Here is a 16,152-nt window from a genome sequence, read left to right as displayed (position 1 = left end):
TGACGAGTAACAAGTGGTTTTTGTAGGATAACTGTTGTTTAGTGTGAAATATTTTAGTATATTATAGTTAAGTGTATAACATGTGAGGTTGTTTTGAAATCGCATAAAGATTTAGATGTTTGGAAAAGAAGCATTGTATTCGTCACGGAGATTTACAGAATTACCAAAACATTTCCGGATAAAGAAAAATATGGTATAATCAATCAGATGCGACGATCTGCTGTTTCTATTCCGTCTAATATAGCAGAAGGTTCAGCAAGACATTCTAAAAAAGAGAATATCCAATTTTTATATGTTGCTCTTGGCAGTTTATCGGAACTGGAAACACAACTCATCATCTCAAATAATCTTGAGTACATTTCAGAAGAATTATTAGAATCACTTCAAAAAGAAATACTTGAAATCAAAAACATGACTATCGGCCTTATCCGATATCTTTCTCGTCAAAAAAAGCCCGTTTTCCCAACCTGAAATTTTTCCAATCAACCCCCTTGTTACTCGTCACGCGTCACGCGTCACTGACTTTCGACTTTCGACCCTGTGAAATACGCTTCGCTCATTCCACAGGGCAGGCTGCCGACTACCGACTGACGACTCTTTCATCTTGCATTGCACGAAATAATTATGTAAATATGCATTACAAATGCAGGAATACATAAAATGTATGTTCAACGAAGCCTTTCTAAACATCTAAAAAAAATGATGACGCAGTTTCCTGTTTTAAGTCTGACAGGTCCACGTCAATCAGGTAAAACGACACTGCTGAAAAAGTCATTTCCTGATTTCAAATATTTCAATCTTGAACGTGTCGATCATCGTGAACTGATTCTTGCAGATATGCGTGGTTTTCTTGAAACACAGGGGAGCAGGATTATTTTTGATGAAGCCCAATATCTCCCTGATTTGTTTAGTTATATTCAGGACATTTCCGATGAAAGGAATATACCGGGGCAGTATATCCTCTCCGGATCCCAAAGTTTTTTAATGAATGAACGGATTTCTCAATCCCTGGCCGGACGAGTTTATATTGGACATTTATTTCCCTTTGACTTGAGAGAATTACCCCGAATGAATCATCAGGATCCAAAAAACCTGATTGTAAACGGGTTTTATCCCAGACTCTATGATCAGCAAATAGACCCTGGAGATTTTTATCCGTCCTATATTCAAACCTATGTCGAGCGGGATATTCGTTCACTGAAAGCAATAGAAAATCTGAATACCTTTATGCGCTTTCTGGGATTGTGTGCCGGCCGCGCCGGACAATTACTTAATCTTACCTCACTTGCCAATGATGCCGGCGTGAGTATTAATACGGCAAAATCGTGGATTTCTCTCCTGGAAGCCAGTTATATCCTTTTTCTCCTGCAACCTTATCATAAAAGCTTTCAAAAAAGATTGATAAAATCACCCAAAATTTACTTTTATGACACCGGTGTCCTGTCATCTCTCCTGCGCATCAAAGATCCGGATGTGGTTCAAACCCATTATGCCTATGGAGCTCTGTTTGAAAATCTTGTCATCAGCGAACTGGTAAAACGTGCGTATCATTCCGGTCAACAACCGGCTGTTTTTTTCTGGCGGGAAAGTAATGGGACCGAAATTGACTGTATTCTGGAAAAAGAGAATCAGGAAATCACCGCCATTGAAATAAAAGGCGGAATGACATTTAACCGGGATTATTTGAAAAATTTGAAAAAATTCCACAACCCCAATATCCCTGTTCATAAAATTTTGATTTATGCAGGAAAAGAATCTACCGCCATGACAGATATCCAAATTATGGGGTGGAATGATTTTATGACCGGGAAAATATAAAAACATTGTGGTAGAATGATGAATGATGAATTAAGAATTATGAATTGAATGATGAATTATGAATTGGGTTGCGTAGATCAATTGACGCACCCAGCCAGTCCCCAATCCCCAGTCCCCAGTTCCCAATCCCCAGCCGCGAAGTGGCGCTAACTTCTAACTTCCAGCTTCTAACTTCCAAAAAGGCACGAAGTGCCAGCCTTCCTCGCCCCTCGCTCCTTGCGGCTTCGCCGCCTTACACACCCCTAAATCCCCTCTCAAGAGGGGACTTTTTCGCCCTCACCGTCTATTGACGCTCCCAACCCTCTCGTCACGCGTCACGCGTCACGCGTTACTCTCCTACACACCCCTAAATCCCCTCTCCAGAGGGGACTTGACACACGCACCCCCTTGTTACGCGTTACGCGTCACGCGTCACTTTCTCGCACCTCGCACCTCGCACCTCGCTACTTTCGACTTTCGACTTTCGACTTTTGACTTTCGACTGTCGATTGTCGACTTTTTTCTTTGAAATAGTTTAATATAAATAGTATAATCGTAGCATGACTACAAGAAATAGAACAAAAATAAACTCTCTCATCTCTGAATGGCCCAATGGTCTGGTTTATACCCAATCATATTTGAATAAGCTTGGATACAACAGTGATCTTGTCCAACATTATGTAAGAAGTTCATGGATAGAACGTGTGGGAAACGGTGCTTTTAAAAAATATCATGATACAGTTGATTGCCTTGGTTCCCTGGCTGCGGTTCAGCAACAGTTAGGTAAGAATATTCATTGCGGGGGGAAAACATCTCTGTCTTTACAGGGCATATCGCACTATATCCAATTAAATCAGGAAACAGTATATCTGTTTTCGCCTGTGAAGGAAAACCTGCCGGAGTGGTTTCTTAACCATAAAAAAACGTGGCGATTTGAATTCATCCGGACAAATTTTTTGGATTATTCAGTTAAGGATTCTTTTACTTCTTTTGAAAGAAATGAGTATTCTTTCAAAATCTCCTCGAATGAAAGAGCCCTTCTGGAAATATTATATCTGATTCCGGACAGACAAGGGTTTGATGAAGCCATTAAACTGATGGAAATGCTTCCATCACTGCGGCCTACTGTGATGCAAGCACTACTGAATTCCTGTACCTCGGTCAAAGTGAACCGGCTGTTCATGTTTATGGCGAAACGCCTCCATTATCCCTGGTTTGATGAACTGGAAACAGATCTTATACATTTGGGCTCCGGAAAAAGGCAAATCATTAAAAATGGAAAACTGGATAAAGAATTTCTTATAACTGTCCCGGAAGAGTATGTAAATGATTGATGAATTATATTATCAAAAAGCATCTTTGTTGTTGAAAATTTTACCCCTGATTGGCAGTGAGAAGGCCTTAGCATTAAAAGGAGGGACCGCAATAAATTTCTTTGTCAGAAATATGCCACGCCTCTCTATTGATATTGATCTGTGCTTTTTGCCATTATTCTCACGATAGGACTTAATAAATTAGTTGAAAATAGCTTTTAATGAATCAGATAAGCGCTTTATCTTGTCTGTAAAGGAAAATAAACCCGAATGGGATTTGTTAAACATCCCGCATGTTAAAGATTTACCGTCCGTCCAATGGAAATTTTTAAACATCTCAAGAATGTCTCATGAAAAACATCAAAAATCGGTGTCAGTCTTAAAAAAGTGGCTGAATTTATAGATTAGTATTATTATATTGTTTTACACTTTAAATCATTGCGTCTGGTATGAGTTGCCAAGCTTCTCTGTCAGAGAGCATAAGCTCTCGAAACCAGTCGCTTTCTTATCCCCGTTTTCGGGGATATTTTATGTAATCTTGCAATGCCAATGCATGTTTACATAATCATTCAATCGCCTGGCGGCGTTCTACTCGATGTCCGGCATCTCGATACGTACACAAAGACTGGAACAGGCATGCCTGTTCCCTACATTTTGTTTTAGGTTAACCTGGAAAAGAACGTAGGGCACGAGCATACTTCGACTACACTCAGTAACCGTGCTCGTGCCAGCCCTCTGCCAAAAATATAACCATCAATAGACACACGCACCCCCCTTGTTCCTCGTCACGCGTCACTTCCCCAATCCCCTGTGAAATACGCTTCGCTCATTTCACGGGGCGGGCTGCCGACTAACGACTAACGACTTTCGACTTTCGACCCTGTGAAATACGCTTCGCTCATTCCACAGGGCAGGCTGCCGACTGTTGACTAACGACTTTGGACTTTCGACTTTCGACTTTCAACTTTCGACTTTCGACTGCCCCACATTCCTTGCATAAAATACCAACAAACGCAAAATATTCCTTGCAAAAATTGTGATAATACACGTATTATTCCTTGACAAAAATCATGAGGTGCGGGATGCTTCGAAGTCGTTTATCAAATCTTATTCAATGGAAAAATAAAACAGAAAGAAAACCTCTCATCCTACGGGGGGCGCGACAGGTGGGAAAAACATATCTCCTGAAAGAATTTGGTCAAAAAGAGTTTCCAAATGTTCATGTCCTGAATTTTGAAGAATATCCAACGGCAACGAAAATATTTGATAAAGACCTGAATCCTGCCAGAATCCTGAATGAAATTCAACTCTTTTTGGATGGACTGATTCATCCTGAAACAGATTTACTCATTTTTGACGAGATTCAACACGCTCCCAATGCCCTTACAAGTCTGAAGTATTTTTATGAAAAAATGCCCCAAATGGCTGTTTGTGCCGCCGGTTCCCTGTTGGGGGTGGGACTGAGCGGAGAGTCTTTCCCCGTTGGAAAAGTCACCTTTTTGGACCTCTGTCCAATGAACTTTGAGGAGTTTCTTCTGGGGAGTGGAAATGAACAACTTCTGAATTACTTAAAAAATCATTCACGGACCGAACCCCTGCCTGAATGGCTCCACAACAGAGTATGGGAACTGTGGAAACACTATCTGATTACAGGCGGACTCCCGGAAGTTGTGGATACATACAGACAATTTCAGGATAATTTGTACCTTGCTTTTCAAAAGGTGCGGGACGTTCAACATGATCTGCTGGATACCTATATGGCAGATATCGCCAAACACAGCGGTGAAATCAATGCCATGCATATTGAAAGATTGTGGCGAAATGTCCCTGCTCAACTTGCAAGAACACAGGACGGATCCGCACCAAAATTTAAATTTAAAGATGCCATACCCGGATTCAGAGGGTATGAACAACTGTCCGCTCCCATGAACTGGCTTGAAAAAGCGGGACTGATTCTGAAGACATCTATTATTCATACCGCGGAAAGACCTCTGTCTGGACAGATGGCGGAAAACCGGTTCAAACTGTATCTGTTCGACGTGGGACTCCTGGGTGCCATGAACCGTCTGTCTCCGGCAGTCCTTTATAATATGGAATTCGGACGGTATAAAGGCTATATCGCCGAAAATTTTGTCGCGCAGGAACTTGTTTCTATGGGAATAAAAGAACTTTTCTGCTGGGAAGGAAGAACCTCCGAAATTGAGTTTCTTCTCCATACCTTACAGGGAATTATCCCTGTTGAAGTGAAATCAGGAATCAATACAAAAGCAAAAAGTCTGAAAGTTTTTGAAGAACGCTATCATCCGGAAAAAAGTATTATCCTGAGCAGTCGAAATGTACACATTGCCGGAAAAAGATATTATTTGCCTGTTTATTTGACGAGGAGATTGATAAATGAATGATGAATGAAGAATTAAGAATTATGAATTTAATTAAGAATTATGAATTGAATTAAGAATTATGAATTATGATCCCGTGAAATAGGGCTCCCAATCAAGATTGGGAATTTCACGGGATGAATTGAATTGCTGAATGATGAATTTGGTTGAGTGGTTAATCGACGCACGGAACCAAACCTAGTCACTAGTCACCAATGCCTAATCCCTACCCCCTCGTCACTTCCTCACTTCTTTTCCAAACATCCAAATCCTTGTGCGATTTCAAAACAAATCCCCGTTTTATACACTTAACTAATTTATACTAATAAATATCACAATAAACAATAATTATTCCACAAAAACCACTTGTTACTCGTCACGCGTCACGCGTCACTGACTTTCGACTTTCGACCCTGTGAAATACGCTTCGCTCATTCCACAGGGCAGGCTGCCGACTAACGACTTTCGACTTTCGACTTTCGACTGGCATTTTTTGAAACTATTAATTACCTTTAGCGTTAGTAACGCAGAACGTTAATATGATTGTATCCTTCGCTTCAAAAGAGACTGAAAAAATTTGGAGAGGAGAACGTGTAAAAAAAATACCTGATGAGATACAACACATCGGCAGACGAAAACTGAGGATGCTGAACAACTCTCATTCTTTGAATGATATAAGAATTCCCCCTTCGAACAGACTTGAAAAACTGAAAGGGAATCGGAAAAATGCTTACAGTATCAGAATAAATGATCAATGGAGAATTGTGTTCAGATGGGCTGATCATCAGGTATGTGATGTGGAGATTATAGACTATCATACATGAGGGAGGTCAGGATGATGGAAAAACTTTCAAATATTCACCCCGGAGAAATTCTGAAGGAGGAGTTTTTAAAACCCCTGAATATCTCTGCGTATCGCTGTGCAAAAGAGACAAAAATTCCCCAGACCCGGATTTCACAAATATTAAAAGGGTTCCGCAGTATCACCGCCGATACAGCCCTGCGCTTCAGTGCATATTTCGGAAACTCTGCTAAATTCTGGCTTGGCTTACAAGCCGATTATGACCTTGAAGAAGCCAAAAAAAAGAAACATGAAATCTTCAGGCAAATTAAATCAATTGGATGAAAAATTGTTTGAAAGGAATATTCTGAGTTTGAGCTTATCCTCCCGCAGAGCCCGGAATGATTGAATGATGAATCCCGTGAAATAGGGCTCCCAATCAAGATTGGGAATTTCACGGGATGAATTGGGTCACGTAGATCAATTGATGCCCCCAACCAAGCTAAACCTCAACCTCGGTCATCGAGTGATCCGCCCATTCATATGGGCGGATTGTATCGAGATGCAACCTTAACCTTTTTATCCAGTCCCTAGTTCCTAATCACCAATCCCCAGCCTTCTTTGTCCCTACCCTGTGAAATCAGCGAAGCGTATTTCACGGGGCTCGCCCCTCACCCCTCGCTCCTCGTACCTCGTCCCTCGCTACTGACTATCGACTTTCGACTTTCGACTTTGGACTTTCGACTGCCAACTCATCATTCATCATTCATCATTCAATTCATCATTTATCATTCAATTCATCATTCATCATTCATCATTCTTCATTCCTTAAAAATCATATCCGCCCCCAACGTCCCTTTCAGGCGCTTCAGGTAAAAGGGCGATTTTACACGCTCCAGCATTTCGGTGGCCCGGTCCAGGCGCTCCCGGATGCCCAGGCGGTCGGCTTCATCCGTGTAATTGGTTTTCTTAAGGAAATGTTTCAGATAACTGATGTGCTGCTGCCAGTGGGCGATGTCCGTCAGTTGTTTGTTCATCAGCCGTTCCCGGTACCACTCGCTGTTCAGCAGGTACTCTTCGGTGAACATCTTCCGGATCTCCGGATCGTCCAGGGTTTTGCCCTGGTGGTTTCCGTAGACCATGATATCCAGCAAAGCCTTGAGGGGCGGACACGCAGCGGCCACGCTTCCGTCGTTGAAGTACGATTTGGCCACCCGCTCCTGGGATTCCGTGATGTTCAATATACCATCCACATAATCATCCATACTCTGGAGCTCGGGTTTCAGCATCTCTTCGTTGAAAACGGTATGGGGGTCTTCAAACACCCGCCCGAAAAAGTCCTGAACGAATTTTTCCGTAATCCGGTATCCCAGCCGGCTGGCATAAACCATTTTGCCCTTGTGTTTGAAATCCCGGATTTTCTCCAGGTATCCGTTGCTTTTCAGGTATTCCGGATCCCGCTCCTTCACCTTCAGGCGGCACCAGATTTCCGGGACCAGCAGACTGATATCGTGATCCACCCGGTATTTGGGTCCCACATATCCTGCCGCCGTGGTAAATCCGTCGTATCCCGTGAGAATAAAGGAAACCAGGGCATTGTTCAAATCCGACGTAGGGACCAGGGCATTGAAGGGGGCTTTGGTCAGGGCGCCTTCCGAACCGGCACCTGTGGTGGAGGGGGATTTCCCCGTCAGGCTGCAGATGAAATCCATAAAGAGTTCCGGCAGCTCCTGGTAATGGATGGGATTATACACCGCCAGGGGCCGGATGCCCGGTTCCGGAGGATTGTTCCGCCGGCCGGGGAGGACCGTATTCACAGGGAAATAGACCGGTGAATCTGCCGGAATCTTCCGGTACAGGCGGATCCCCATCTGGGCCAGGTAACGTTCCCGGGGATTCAGAATATCGGGCCGGTCCTGCAGATAGCGGACATTCTTGCCCGGTTTTCCATTCACAATCCGGGGATGGGAGGAACTCACAAAATAGGTTCCTTCCGGATTCCGGGCTGCTTTTCGGATGATTTTTTTCATGGGTTCGGTGTATTTGTCAAAAAGGATGGCATTATCCATGATTTCCCGGGCATCTTCAGGCGTAAGGGGCTGGAAATTGGAAATAAAGGTATTGGGTTTGGCCAGATCCGCCTCGGCCTGCTTGTCGTACCCCCGGTTGATCGCCTCGTCCGGCCGCTGGAAAAAGCGGAATTCGCAGTTTTCCGTGATTTTCACGCTGGGATTGTCGTAATCCGGGTTCAGGTAATTCAACTCCCGGGCAGGGACCACCGTCGAGGCGCTGATATCATCCTCCATCTGCAATTTATGGGCCCCTACAAAATCCTGCCGCAGCTTGTAGGTCCGCCAGCTTCCGTCCTTTTCAAATCCCACCCGCAGATAGGCGGCATACAGGCGGTGGTTCCGGAGCCGGAGCTCATTCCCCGGTTTGCCGTTCACACTGTCCACCGTAAAATGTTCGCGCCAGTTATCCCCCCATTCCTGTTTATAAAAGCGTTTGACGATGAAAACCAGTCCCTTTACGTACATGGGGATAGAGCGCAGCCATTTGTTGTACTCATCCGTGTATTTTCCCGAGGGTGTCAGCAGCTTGATGACCGATCCCATGGAGCGCTCCGGATCCAGAAATGGCCGGTCATCTTTGCGCTTGGGATCCTTGAAACGGGTGGAATAATCCTTTTTGATGATTTCATCCAGCAATTTGAAATCTTTCCGGACATCTGCCACGAAAAAGGGACCGTAGATGATGGAATTGGCGATGGATTTGGATATTTCCGATTTGCCGCCGCCGGAGACGGTACAGGGCTTGTGGATGAAGGTCCCTTCCGCCACCGTGCCGATCAACTGCCAAAAGGGGGCATCCTGCTGTTTGATCATCCGGATCTGGTAACCCGACGGCATCAGGTAGATATGATCCGGAAGGAGTTTTAATGTCTGGGGCTTTTTCCCTTTCTTCCAGCGGATGGCCTGTTCTTTCAGGTTGATCTGAATATCCTCCGGGACATACTTGATTTCGGGATAGGTTTTATCGACGGCGTATCCTTCCGGTTTTTCCTCCATAATCTCCTTGTACATGGATGCCATCTCGCTGAATGTCAGCCCGTTATGGGGAATCAGGTTGTCGTCCCGGAATTCATCCCCCAGGTCATAGGTGGGAAAAACCAGGGCCCCGCCGGCGTGTTCCTCCTCCGAATTCCCATACAGGTTGGCTGAAAAACTGATCTGGGTTTTGACCTCTTTTTTGGAATATCCGAAGTAATTATCCGAAATGATGGTCAAAATCACCCCTTCATCGGTCCGGGCTGTAATTTTAAAGGGCTGGCCGTCGTTGTAGAGTTCATCCTCCTTTTCCCAGCACATGCCGTCCCGCTTTTGCCGCTTGGTGGCTTTATCCACCGGTGGAAGTCCCATCTCCTTTTTGGTCAGACTGTTCAGATGGGGTGCCAGGATCACACAGCCTGTGTGTCCCGTCCAGTGGTCAATATCCAACGCGGCATCATTCTGGGGAAGGTAGGGGTCTCCGGCATTTCCAAAAATGGATTCCACAAAATCCAGGTTGCTTACCAGACAACCCGGGGCGAAAAACCGGATTTCCATGCTTTTCCGGGCATTATATCCCGGGACTTTCGGAACCACGGTGGGCCGGAGCAGGAGGGAGGTCCACACGTAGGCCTTTTCATCCTGGGAGGCAGTAAAGGGCAGCTCCATGATCTCTTTGGGAACATCCAGGGCCTTCTTTAAAATGCGCCGGAAGGTCTCTTTAGGCACCGCCTTTTTATCATCGGGGATGGGCAGGCCTCCTTCGCTTACATGAAAAACTCCCTTGGTGGTCCGCCGGTCGTGCCTGGGATTATGGAGGATTCCCTGCTCGATCCGGTAGGACGACACCGGCCCGTTGTGATATTCATTTTCATCGGGCGGGATGGACAACATGCGGGCAATGCCGTGATGATCCAGGATAAAGGTGTCTGACGGGATCCGGACGGAACACTCCTCATCGGTGTCGCTGAAATAGTTGTTGATGAAATTCTGAATACGCTGATCCGCCGGACACAGGTAATTGGACAGAAGGCGGTTTTTCTCCTGGTGATTGTAGATGAGATCCCGGGCCAGCTCAATGAACTCCTTATCGTGAAGGGTTCCGAAGACCGGTTCCCCCAGGGCTGCCAGTTTTAAATTGATGTATTGGATCAGTCGTTCGGAATGATTCAGCTGAATCCCTCCGTCCGGGTCAATGCCTAAAGCGCGCTTTAAATCCATATAAAGTGTCCCTTTGTTTTGATGTGTCTGATAAAAAAAGACCGGGTGGTCTGCCGTGTCTGCTTAACAGTCGTTCCTATAATCATCGGTTCTCCTCTCTTCTACGACTGCCTGCATGGTAAGATACTCAGGCCCTGAAGGAAGGTCAACAGGAATGTTTTTCCGGGGATGGGGGAGGTCTGTGAGGATGTGTTACGCCGGGTGGAGGGCATTCAGGTGTTTGTTCAGCTTTTTGATCAGCCGTTTTCCGGGATAATAGGTCCGGATTTTTTTCAGTTCGTTTCCGAAAACCATCTGATAGTGATCCGGGGCGTTGAAGACAGAATAATCCCGCAGGATGGCATTCCGCTGGATATAGGTATGTTTCCCCGTCCATTCGTACAAAAGGTTATCCAGTTCGTGGACACCCAGTCCCAATCCGTTGAATTCACCGGTCCCGAAGGGAATTTTCGCTGCCTGTTTTTCGATGAAGGCCTTGGGAAGGGTGGCACCTTCCAGGATAATCCAGCGGTCATCCAGGAGGACTTCCACCCAGGCGTGGACCAGCAGAGGGGGGATTTTTTTATAGACCGAATCTTCGGGAATGCCCCGGAGGAACTCTTTTTTGATGAGGAAGCCGTGAAATCGGCAGGGCATGTGAACATACCGCAGCAGGGCCATCAGGAGGATGCTTTTGGAAACACTCATCCCATACCCGGCGGATAAAACTTCCGATGCCGGTTGAAAGGGTTTTTTGGGAAACCCGTAGGCGATGGTATCCCGGACAAATTCATAGATCTGCCGGGTACGGGTTTCCGGATCGGCTTTATCCCACCGGTGCTTTTCATTCAACGCAAAAAGGGTGGCGTCATGCATGTTCAGCAAGGGGGTTTCTTCGAGAAAATGCTGTAAAAGGTCAAGATTCATGGTGTATTAATTTTTAGGCTTTCCTTTCTATCCTTGCTAATTTACGACGAAACCGAAGGGATGATAAAGTGAATTTACAGAAGGACACCGAAAGCCGTGAATCCAAACAGCGCAGAGCGGAAAAGATTATCCATCGCCTGTACCGCATGTATCCTGCCAGTGCCTGTTCGCTGCTCCATGTGGATGCTTTCCAGCTGATGGTGGCAACCATTCTTTCGGCCCAGTGTACCGATGAACGGGTGAATAAAGTCACCCCCGAACTTTTCAGGCGCTGGAATACTCCCGAAGACATGGCACAGGCACCCCTCCCTGAATTGATCGACGTCATCCGGTCCACCGGCTTTTTTAACCACAAGGCGAAACATATTCTGGCCGCATCCCAAATGATTGTAGATAAATACAAGGGGGAAGTCCCCCATACCCTGGAGGAACTGGTCAGCCTGCCGGGTGTGGGACGGAAAACGGCCAATGTGATTTTGGGAGTGGCCTATCATCAGCCGGGCATTGTGGTGGATACCCATGTGGGAAGGATCTCCCGACACCTGGGTTTTACCCGGCATACCGATCCGGTAAAGGTGGAATTTGATCTGCAGAAAATCCTCCCCCGGGAACACTGGATCAAGTGGAATCATATGATTATTGACCATGGCCGGGCCGTATGTACCGCCCGGAATCCACGCTGTGAAATCTGCGGCTTGTGTGACCTTTGTCCCGGTCCCTATTCTAAAAAAGGAGAGAAAATCCCGAAAACGTGCCCGGAACATCCGGAACGTATCAGCGAAGGAGAGTAAATATCCCATGAGCATGTGGAAAAACCTGTTCAAAAGACAGAATGTCAAAACAGCCTTTATTTCCGGCCTCCTCGTGGCCATCCCCCTGGGAATTACCATTTTTACCTTTCAGTTTATTTTTGGCTTTATCGATAATATTTTTGGCCGTTATATCCGGGAAATTCTTCCCTTTTACATTCCCGGCATCGGTTTTATTGCCACCTTTCTCATCATATTCCTCCTGGGTGCCTTTGTGAACCACTGGCTGGGAAAAAAAATGTTTGAGCGCATCGAAAAGCGCCTGTCCAAATTGCCCATTCTGGGGAGTTTATACACGGTTTCCCGGCAGATCGTGGAAATCATCGGCTCATCCCGCCGGAAAGAATTTCAGAAGGTGATTTTCCTTCAGTATCCTGCCGAGGGGATCTGGACCATCGGCTTTGTCACCGGTCAGTCTTTGGCGGCAGACGGCATGCGCATGTACAACGTGTTTGTCCCCACAACCCCCAACCCCACCTCGGGCTACATGGTGTTTATTCCCTGGGAGGATGCGGTGGATACCAGGCTGACCATTGAAGAAGGATTGAAAATGTTGATCTCCGGGGGGATGGTTTCACCACCGAGGATGCCCTTTCCCGGAAAGAAGCGCCTGACAGTCCACCAGGATCTGAATCCCGACAGGGGGACGGATTCTCTCAAGACTCCAGACGAGAAGGGAGATGAATCATGAATCATGTTTGGGTGATTGTCTTGTCTTATCTGGCCGGATCTTTTCCCACGGCCCTGATCATGGGTTACATCCTGAAGGGGGTGGATATCCGGACCCTGGGAAGCGGCAACATGGGGGCGACAAATGTCTTTCGTCAGTTGGGAGTGGCTGCAGGGATTGTGACCCTTTTGTTGGATATGTTCAAGGGATTTGCCTCGGCCTACTGGATTTCACGGCTGGGGAGTGGAGATCCGGTGGGACTCATGATTTTGGCAGGTGTCAGTGCCATTTTGGGACATACATTTACGGTTTTTGGAGGATTCCGGGGCGGCAAGGGGGTAGCCACCGCCACAGGGATGGTTTTGGCCATTGCACCGCTTATCGTCCTGATATGTGCCCTGGTTTTTATCCTCACCACCCTTCTCACCGGCTATGTCTCCGTGGCTTCCATGCTGGCGGTGAGTCTTTTCGGGCTGATTCACATTGTGCTCTATTTTCTGGGATACGAGATCAGCCGGTGGTTGTTGATTTTCAGTATCATCATCCCTTTTTTCATCGTGTGGACTCATCGGAGCAATGTAAAAAATCTGATAAGGGGGGAAGAGGGACGTTTTGAAAACCTCATGATTTTCAGGCGGAAGAAAACTTCATGATACATGTTTCTGCAGGCATACTTATGGCCGATGGTTTAATTCTCCTTTGCCGGCGTCTGCCCCGGGATCCCCATCCTTTGAAATGGGAATTCCCGGGTGGAAAAGCAGAAGCAGGTGAAACACCCGAAGAGGCCCTTATCCGCGAACTGACGGAAGAACTCGCCATCCATGTGACCGGGGTCAACAAAATCGTGTCCTATCCCTACCAATACAAACACCGGGAAATCATCACCCTCCATTTTTTTCAAATCCTCTCCTTTGCCGGCAGGATACAAAATAAAGCCTTTCAACGCATAGAATGGGTCCGGCCGGAGAATTTGCGTCACTATGATCTTTTGGCCGGGGACCTTGAATTCCTGGCCTGGATGGATAAACATCCCCATGTTTTAAAAAAAGAATCTCTCTAAACGGGAGAGGGGTCCCAATTGGGACCCCTTGATGTATGGTAAGTGAAACTTAAGTCACTGTCATCTATAACGATGGGACTTGTGGCGTGTTCCTGGGTTTTCTCAGAAAGGAAAAATGACGGCACTTGCCTCATGGACCGGATCCAGGATGAAACGTGCCGAGATCCAGGTCATCTCGTTAGCGCTGGCCATCAACAGGCCGATCACGATCAGGACAATGTAAGCAATGGTTCTTAATGTCAGTTGTATTCTCATGGTTCTTCTCCGTTTTTCAATCATAAGACAGCACACCCATCAGAAAGTTGTCACTTTTTTTCCGGATGTTTAAAGGCGTAATCCGGACCCGGATAAGCTTCCGGATATCTTTCACTTTTTTTCAAATCTGCTTATGCATAAATTGCTTTATCTTGTATGGAAAGATATAAGCAAAGCATTTTGAGCCTTGTGCTGATGATTGGACTGGCCGGTTGTGCCGGACATCCTGTCATCTATCCCGGAAAAATGGAACCGGGCACGCGCACGTACAGCTTTGCCTTTTCCGGGGAGAATCTCTTTCCCGTTTACAGCCTGCACCAGAGTGTGAGTCCGAAAATGGACCTGAATCTCCATGTGGGGGTCCCTTTTTGGGGATCCGGATTCAGTATGACTTACCTGGCCAAAGGAATCCCCGGCGCCACACGCTTTACCAAAATCAATGCCGGATACATTTACCAGCAAAACCAGAGTGTGGAACTCAATATCGTCCGGGAATGGCATCATCGGACATCAAAACTTTCTTCCATCATGCTGGGTCCCCGGATTACCTGGATTTTGAAGGATGTCCGGGAGGATAAAGCCCTCCGTTTTGGATGTGTCGGCGGACTGGCTTTTCGTAAACGCCTTCTGCTGGAAGCGGGATACACCCACGATTTTGCCCTCAATACCATGAAACAGGATCCCGATTCCAACCTGCCGACAGGTCACCATCCTGTCACGGGCTTATCGGTCAGGCTTATTTATATGGGAAAATAGAGTTGTGAGTGGAGAGTGGTGAGGGATTGGTACTTTGCTGCGCGCAGTTTCAAACGCCTTCGGCGATTTAAAATTCAAGCGGCACTTCGTGCCGTTCAATTGCTTCGCTGCGCTCAGCATTCAAACGCCTTCGGCATTCAATAGCTTCGCTGCGCTCAGCATTCAAACGCCTTCGGCGTTCAATAGCTTCGCTGCGCTCAGCATTCAAACGCCTTCGGCGTTCAAGGATTCAAGCATCTCGCTGCGCTCGATGTTCAAGATGAAGAAAATCATAATATAGTGGAATAGTAATAATTTATTTATCTATTGATAATTAAATTTATTGTTGTTATCATTTCGAGGTGAATTTATTAAGGGATGGGATATGCGGTTTGAAGAAATTGAGGTTTGGAAAGAAGCCAGAATGTTAAGTCAAAAGATTTTTCAATTAACACAAAATAATTCTTTTAAGAAGGATTTAAGATTTAGAGATCAGATAAGATCATCATCAGGATCAATTATGGATAATATTGCGGAAGGTTATGAACGAGGAGGCAACAAAGAATTTATTCAATTCTTGTATATTGCAAAGGGTTCATGTGGAGAAACAAGATCACAGATTCATAGAGCTTTTGATTTTCAGTATATTGATCAACAAGAATATGAAAATATTCTAAAACAGTGTGTGTCATTAAGTATTAAGATTTCAAATTTTATCACTTATATCTATCGCAGCAAATTAAAAGGCGATAAATATGTCAAAAAATAATGGGCTTTATTGAACATCAAACGCAGTAAGGTGCTTGAACACCACGAGGTGGCGTTTAAATATTCAAGCGGCACTTTGTGCCGTTCAATTGCTTCGCTGCGCTCAGCATTCCAGCACTGCTTCGCAGTGTTCAAAAAAGAAATCTCCCATTAAAATCCGCATAGCCGGAATTGAAGATCGAACGAAGTGAGATCCTTGAACGCTGCGCAGCAGCGTTTGAACACCGAACGCAGTGAGGTGCTTGAACCCCATGAAATGGGGTTTGAAAGCCGCGCAGCGGCTATTGAACATCAAACGCAGTAAGGTGCTTGAACACCACGAGGTGGCGTTTAAATATTCAAGCGGCACTTTGTGCCGTTCAATTGCTTCGCTGCGCTCAGCATTCCAGCACTGCTTCGCAGTGTTCAAAAA

17 protein-coding genes and 1 pseudogene are annotated in these 16,152 nt (G+C 45.9%); 14 read left to right on the top strand and 4 right to left on the bottom strand.

Going from position 1 to position 16,152, the window contains the following annotated elements; genetic code table 11:
• Positions 1 to 93: 93 nt before the first annotated feature.
• The 7 genes and pseudogenes from strainIA91_RS09195 to strainIA91_RS09165 all read left to right on the top strand — a co-directional run bounded on the left by strainIA91_RS09195 (position 94) and on the right by strainIA91_RS09165 (position 6,614).
• Complete coding sequence (locus strainIA91_RS09195) at positions 94 to 471, top strand: four helix bundle protein (protein ID WP_400166485.1); 378 nt, start codon at positions 94 to 96, stop codon at positions 469 to 471.
• Between the two features lie 228 nt (positions 472 to 699).
• A complete protein-coding gene (locus strainIA91_RS09190; protein ID WP_400166484.1) occupies positions 700 to 1,818 on the top strand; it encodes an ATP-binding protein in 1,119 nt (372 codons plus the stop codon).
• Between the two features lie 539 nt (positions 1,819 to 2,357).
• The gene (locus tag strainIA91_RS09185; RefSeq protein ID WP_400166483.1) at positions 2,358 to 3,131 is read left to right on the top strand and encodes a type IV toxin-antitoxin system AbiEi family antitoxin domain-containing protein; all 774 of its coding nucleotides are present in this window, start codon (positions 2,358 to 2,360) and stop codon (positions 3,129 to 3,131) included.
• Positions 3,124 to 3,297: pseudogene (locus tag strainIA91_RS09180) on the top strand (nucleotidyl transferase AbiEii/AbiGii toxin family protein); the annotation flags it as partial. The gene strainIA91_RS09185 and the pseudogene strainIA91_RS09180, both read left to right, overlap by 8 nt.
• A gap of 895 nt (positions 3,298 to 4,192) precedes the next feature.
• Positions 4,193 to 5,512, top strand: a complete 1,320-nt coding sequence (locus strainIA91_RS09175; protein ID WP_400166482.1) for an ATP-binding protein — start codon at positions 4,193 to 4,195, stop codon at positions 5,510 to 5,512.
• 515 nt (positions 5,513 to 6,027) lie between these two features.
• Positions 6,028 to 6,312, top strand: coding sequence for a type II toxin-antitoxin system RelE/ParE family toxin (locus strainIA91_RS09170; RefSeq protein ID WP_400166481.1), 285 nt, complete (start codon positions 6,028 to 6,030; stop codon positions 6,310 to 6,312).
• 14 nt (positions 6,313 to 6,326) lie between these two features.
• On the top strand, positions 6,327 to 6,614 hold the full coding sequence (locus tag strainIA91_RS09165) for a HigA family addiction module antitoxin (protein ID WP_400168254.1): 288 nt from the start codon (positions 6,327 to 6,329) through the stop codon (positions 6,612 to 6,614).
• Between the two features lie 476 nt (positions 6,615 to 7,090).
• On the opposite strand, the gene strainIA91_RS09160 is transcribed toward strainIA91_RS09165, so the two are convergent.
• Complete coding sequence (locus strainIA91_RS09160) at positions 7,091 to 10,537, bottom strand: hypothetical protein (protein WP_400166480.1); 3,447 nt, start codon at positions 10,535 to 10,537, stop codon at positions 7,091 to 7,093.
• Between the two features lie 192 nt (positions 10,538 to 10,729).
• On the bottom strand, positions 10,730 to 11,443 hold the full coding sequence (locus tag strainIA91_RS09155) for a transglutaminase family protein (protein ID WP_400166479.1): 714 nt from the start codon (positions 11,441 to 11,443) through the stop codon (positions 10,730 to 10,732).
• A 68-nt stretch (positions 11,444 to 11,511) separates the two neighbouring features.
• Between strainIA91_RS09155 and nth the strand changes: the two genes are divergently transcribed.
• The 4 genes from nth to strainIA91_RS09135 are packed head-to-tail and all read left to right on the top strand — an operon-like array spanning position 11,512 to position 13,982.
• The gene (nth, locus tag strainIA91_RS09150; protein WP_400166478.1) at positions 11,512 to 12,234 is read left to right on the top strand and encodes an endonuclease III; all 723 of its coding nucleotides are present in this window, start codon (positions 11,512 to 11,514) and stop codon (positions 12,232 to 12,234) included.
• Positions 12,235 to 12,241: 7 nt separating this feature from the next.
• On the top strand, positions 12,242 to 12,943 hold the full coding sequence (locus strainIA91_RS09145; protein ID WP_400166477.1) for a DUF502 domain-containing protein: 702 nt from the start codon (positions 12,242 to 12,244) through the stop codon (positions 12,941 to 12,943).
• On the top strand, positions 12,940 to 13,575 hold the full coding sequence (gene plsY / locus strainIA91_RS09140; RefSeq protein WP_400166476.1) for a glycerol-3-phosphate 1-O-acyltransferase PlsY: 636 nt from the start codon (positions 12,940 to 12,942) through the stop codon (positions 13,573 to 13,575). Before strainIA91_RS09145 ends, plsY begins: the two co-directional genes overlap by 4 nt.
• Positions 13,572 to 13,982, top strand: a complete 411-nt coding sequence (locus strainIA91_RS09135; protein ID WP_400166475.1) for a (deoxy)nucleoside triphosphate pyrophosphohydrolase — start codon at positions 13,572 to 13,574, stop codon at positions 13,980 to 13,982. Before plsY ends, strainIA91_RS09135 begins: the two co-directional genes overlap by 4 nt.
• A 102-nt stretch (positions 13,983 to 14,084) precedes the next feature.
• Here strainIA91_RS09135 and strainIA91_RS09130 read toward each other — a convergent pair whose 3' ends face one another.
• A complete protein-coding gene (locus strainIA91_RS09130; RefSeq protein WP_400166474.1) occupies positions 14,085 to 14,237 on the bottom strand; it encodes a hypothetical protein in 153 nt (50 codons plus the stop codon).
• 156 nt (positions 14,238 to 14,393) lie between these two features.
• Here strainIA91_RS09130 and strainIA91_RS09125 point away from each other — a divergent pair, with 156 nt between their 5' ends.
• The 3 genes from strainIA91_RS09125 to strainIA91_RS09115 all read left to right on the top strand — a co-directional run bounded on the left by strainIA91_RS09125 (position 14,394) and on the right by strainIA91_RS09115 (position 15,741).
• Positions 14,394 to 14,993, top strand: coding sequence for a hypothetical protein (locus tag strainIA91_RS09125; protein ID WP_400166473.1), 600 nt, complete (start codon positions 14,394 to 14,396; stop codon positions 14,991 to 14,993).
• A 34-nt stretch (positions 14,994 to 15,027) separates the two neighbouring features.
• The gene (locus tag strainIA91_RS09120) at positions 15,028 to 15,273 is read left to right on the top strand and encodes a hypothetical protein (protein ID WP_400166472.1); all 246 of its coding nucleotides are present in this window, start codon (positions 15,028 to 15,030) and stop codon (positions 15,271 to 15,273) included.
• Between the two features lie 84 nt (positions 15,274 to 15,357).
• Entirely contained in the window at positions 15,358 to 15,741 is a 384-nt protein-coding gene (locus strainIA91_RS09115; protein WP_400166471.1) for a four helix bundle protein, read from the top strand.
• Positions 15,742 to 15,843: 102 nt separating this feature from the next.
• Here the strand turns inward: strainIA91_RS09115 and strainIA91_RS09110 are convergent, their stop codons facing one another.
• Positions 15,844 to 16,149, bottom strand: a complete 306-nt coding sequence (locus tag strainIA91_RS09110; RefSeq protein ID WP_400166470.1) for a hypothetical protein — start codon at positions 16,147 to 16,149, stop codon at positions 15,844 to 15,846.
• Between the last annotated feature and the right edge of the window lie 3 nt (positions 16,150 to 16,152).

It is taken from the genome of Candidatus Neomarinimicrobiota bacterium, from assembly GCA_041154365.1.
Taxonomy (GTDB): domain Bacteria; phylum Fidelibacterota; class Fidelibacteria; order Fidelibacterales; family Fidelibacteraceae; genus Fidelibacter; species Fidelibacter multiformis.
This window is presented reverse-complemented; position numbering and strand designations above follow the sequence as displayed.